Source organism: Pseudomonas sp., assembly GCF_050739935.1.
Classification (GTDB): Bacteria; Pseudomonadota; Gammaproteobacteria; order Pseudomonadales; family Pseudomonadaceae; genus Aquipseudomonas.
On record NZ_JBOICF010000108.1, the window covers coordinates 1 to 4,107 of the forward strand.

Consider the following 4,107-nt stretch of genomic DNA (forward strand, 5'->3'; position numbering starts at 1 on the left):
GTGACAAACCTGTCGGCTGACCCTGCGCATTCGCCAGCAAGCCAGCTCCTGCAAGGAGGATCTGTATAGGGCGCTGTTATTTGCCTCTGATCAGATGACGCACCACAAACCGGTTCGGATGACAGGCCTCCGCGACGCTGCGTGGCAACGGCAAGGGTTCGTTATCCAGCCATGCGGCAATCAACTCGCCGGACAGGGGCGCGGTGATCAAGCCACGGGAGCCATGGCCGCTGTTTATATAGAGCCCGTTCAGCCAGGGGCATTCGGTCTGAGGGATTTGCCGGGCATCCTTACGCAGGACTGAATACGCCTCAAGGAATGCTTCCCTGTCCGCCAGCGGCCCGACGATGGGCAGGTAATCGGGGCTGGTGCAGCGAAACGCAGCACGCCCTTGCAGCTGTTCGCCAGGCAGGTCGTTGACCTGCAAACGCTCGGTCAGGTCCGCAGACATCTCGCGCAGTAATTCCAGATTGCCCAGATGTTCGGCTGCGGTCGGGGTCAGGTCGTCGCTCTTGAAGTCAAAACTGGCCCCCAGCGTGTGTTCGTCCAGACGCCCCGGCGCCACATAGCCCTCGGCGCAGACCACCGTGCGCAGCGACTGACTGCCCTCGGTTTCCGGCAATTTCGTGATCTGTCCGCGAATGCGCTTGAGGGGTAGGTCCGCGGCAGCCGGGAAGCGTTTGATCTCCGCCGCGCCCGCCAACACCACCACCGGCGCGCAATCCAGCAAACGCTCGCCATTCCACGCCTGCCAGACGTCACCTTCGCGTCGCAACTCCACTACATCATTGTGCGCCAGCAAGCGAATATTCGCCCGGCTCGCCTGATGCCGACACAGTGCAGGCGGATGCACCCAACCGCCCTCCGGGTAGAACAGCCCGCCGCTGCGCAACGCTACGCCGGCTTTGGCCTCGGCTTCAGTCTGATCCAGCACGTGCAGCAGTTCCGGAGAAAAGGCCCGGGCCAGTTGCGCCTGCCGCTCGGCTTCCTTGTCGTCGAAGGCCAGCTGCAGTACGCCGCAGTCATCCCAGTCGACACCACGCTCCAGCCGCTCCAGCAGACGTCGCGTGTGACCGAAGCCGCTGAGGATCAACTGCGACAGCGCGGTGCCGTGGGCTGAGAGTTTCAGGTACAGCACGCCTTGAGGATTGCCCGAGGCTTCCTGCGCCAGAGCAGCGTGCCGCTCCAGCAGACTGACCTGCCAGCCCCTTGCGGCGAGACTGGCGGCCGTGGCGCACCCGGCCAGCCCGGCGCCGATCACCAACGCCTTGCGTTCGCCCGCCAGCAATCGGGGCCGGGCAAACCAGGGCTTTGCAGCGGTCGGCGCAGGCACATCGACAGGCCAACCAACGAACGCTCCCTTGAGCACCTCCCATTTATGGCCGATGCCCGGCACCCGCTTCATCTTGAAACCCGCAGCATTCAGCGCGCGGCGAACCCAGCCGGTGCTGGTGAACGTGCCAATGGTCGAGTCGGGCGCTGCCAGTCGAGCCAGTTCGGCGAACAGCTCCGGGGTCCACATTTCCGGGTTTTTCGAAGGCGCGAAGCCGTCCAGAAACCACGCGTCGATCTGTCCGTCCAGCTGCGGCAGCATCTCCAGCGCATCGCCAATCAGCAAGGTCAGCGTGACTCGCCCACTGTCGAACACCAGACGCTGGAAGCCTTCATGAATCGCCACGTATTGGGCAAGCAGCTGATTGGCCAAGGGTTGCAGTTCCGGCCATAGATTCAGGGCGCGCTCAAGGTCGTCGCGGCTGAGGGGAAACTTCTCGACGCTGACGAACTGCAACCGCGCGCCGGGTTTTGCGCAGGCTTCGAACAACTGCCACGCGCAGAGAAAATTGAGCCCGGTGCCAAAGCCGGTTTCGCCAATGATCAGCCGACCGTCAGCCGACAGGGCGCTGAAGCGCTCGTGCAGTTCGTTCTGGGTCAGGAACACGTGGCGGGTTTCGGCCAGCCCCGATTCGTTGGAGAAGTAGACGTCGGCGAATGCCCGAGAGATCGGGTTGCCGTTCTCGTCCCAGTCGAGCTGGGCGTGCTGGATAGTAGTCATGATCGGGCTGTGGAAGGCGCTTTGGCAGGTGCAAGACCGGTATCTTAACTCACCTCGGGTACTGGCTTGCTGCACGACGATTGATCCATGACGGGGATTCGTTGTCACAACCCACATCGCACGTATCGACCCGCTAGTCTTGAGCGATCTGGAACAGGAGCAATACATGTTCGAATCCGCTGAAATCGGCCACACCATCGACGACGAAACCTACGACGCCGAAGTCCCGGCACTTCGCGAAGCCTTGCTTGATGCCCAATACGAGCTGCATGAACAGGGCAAGCGCCAGATCATCGTGCTGATCAACGGTATCGAAGGCGCCGGCAAGGGTGAAACCGTCAAGCTGCTCAACGACTGGATGGATCCGCGCTTTATAGAGGTTCGCACCTTCGATCAGCAGACCGACGAAGAACTCGCCCATCCGCCGGTCTGGCGCTACTGGCGTCAACTGCCGCCCAAGGGGCGGATCGGTATATTTTTCGGCAACTGGTATAGCCAGATGATTCAGGGGCGGGTGCACAAGCAATTCAAGGATCCGGTATTGGATCAGGCAATAAACGCCGCCGAACGTCTGGAAAAAATGCTCGTTGACGAAGGCGCGGTGATCTTCAAATTCTGGTTTCACCTGTCCAAGAAACAGATGAAATTGCGCCTCAAGACCCTCAAGGACGACCCATTGCACAGCTGGCGGATCAGCCCGCTGGACTGGCAGCAGTCGCGGACCTACGACAAGTTCGTGCGCTTCGGTGAACGGGTATTGCGCCGCACCAGCCGCGACTATGCGCCCTGGCATGTGATCGAGGGTCTGGACCCTAATTACCGCAGCCTGACTGTCGGGCGGCTGCTGCTCGAGGGGTTGCAGAGCGCCCTGAAGACTCCTGAAGGCAGCGCCAACCTGGTCAACATTGGGCCGTTGCCAAGCAACACCGATCAGCTGAGCCTGCTGGGCAGCCTGGACATGACCCTGGCGCTGGAAAAGGACGACTACCACGAGCAGTTGATTACCGAGCAGGCGCGGCTTTCGGGGCTGATGCGCGACAAGCGCATGCGCCGTCACGCGTTGGTGGCGGTGTTCGAGGGCAACGATGCGGCGGGCAAGGGCGGGGCAATCAAACGCGTGGCCGGGGCACTCGACCCGCGGCAGTACCACATCGTGCCGATTGCCGCGCCAAGCCAGGATGAATTGGCGCAGCCTTATCTGTGGCGATTCTGGCGGCAGATTCCGGCGCGGGGGAAATTCACCGTGTTTGACCGCTCATGGTACGGCCGGGTGCTGGTCGAGCGCGTCGAGGGTTTCTGCTCCGAGGCCGACTGGCTGCGGGCCTACAGCGAGATCAACGATTTTGAAGAGCAACTCACTGACGCGAACGTCGTGGTGGTGAAGTTCTGGCTGGCGATCGATGACCAGACCCAACTGGAACGCTTCAAGGCCCGGGAAAAGATTCCGTTCAAACGCCACAAGATCACCGACGACGACTGGCGCAACCGCAAGAAATGGCCGCAATACCGCGAAGCCGTCGGCGACATGGTCGACCGCACCAGCACCGAAATCGCTCCCTGGACTTTGGTGGAAGCCAACGACAAACGCTGGGCGCGAGTGAAGGTCCTGCGCACCATCAACGACGCACTGGAGGCGGCGTTCGAGAAGAGTGACAAGAAAGGCAAGTAGATCGAAAAACCGGTAAGCGGATTAAATCTGTGGCAGGCGCAATTTTCGCGACGCCCTTGGACTTCTGTGGGAGCGAATTCATTCGCGATGGGCCGTACGGCCGATACATCGCTATCCTCAGCATGATTTTTCGCGAATAAATTCGCTCCCACAGTTGAGCCTGCGGTAGGCGCATTCTCGCGGCGCCCTTGGACTTCTGTGGGGGGCGAATTCATTCGCGATGGGCCGTACGGCCGATACATGGCTATCGCCATCACGATTTTTCGCGAATAAATTCGCTCCCACAGTTGAGCCTGCTCCAGGCACATTCTTCGCGGGGCCCTAGTTACCGCTCCCGCAACGCCTCGGTCCGCGCTTTGAGCACTGGTTTCAACAGATAATCCAT

At 61.1% G+C, this 4,107-nt stretch carries 2 protein-coding genes; one reads left to right on the forward strand and one right to left on the reverse strand.

What is annotated here, in order from left to right:
• Nucleotides 1–76 precede the first annotated feature (76 nt).
• Nucleotides 77–2,053: a bifunctional tRNA (5-methylaminomethyl-2-thiouridine)(34)-methyltransferase MnmD/FAD-dependent 5-carboxymethylaminomethyl-2-thiouridine(34) oxidoreductase MnmC gene (gene mnmC / locus ACRER8_RS21330; protein WP_431748176.1), complete on the reverse strand. Its 1,977-nt coding sequence runs from the start codon at nt 2,051–2,053 to the stop codon at nt 77–79.
• 166 nt (nt 2,054–2,219) lie between these two features.
• Here mnmC and pap point away from each other — a divergent pair, with 166 nt between their 5' ends.
• The gene (gene pap, locus ACRER8_RS21335; protein WP_431748177.1) at nt 2,220–3,722 is read left to right on the forward strand and encodes a polyphosphate:AMP phosphotransferase; all 1,503 of its coding nucleotides are present in this window, start codon (nt 2,220–2,222) and stop codon (nt 3,720–3,722) included.
• The last annotated feature ends 385 nt before the right edge of the window (nt 3,723–4,107 follow it).

Bases quoted from the DNA above. Each gene is read 5' to 3' on its own strand.
- mnmC (WP_431748176.1), bottom strand. From the start codon at position 2,053: ATGACTACTATCCAGCACGCCCAGCTCGACTGGGACGAGAACGGCAAC.
- pap (WP_431748177.1), top strand. From the start codon at position 2,220: ATGTTCGAATCCGCTGAAATCGGCCACACCATCGACGACGAAACCTAC.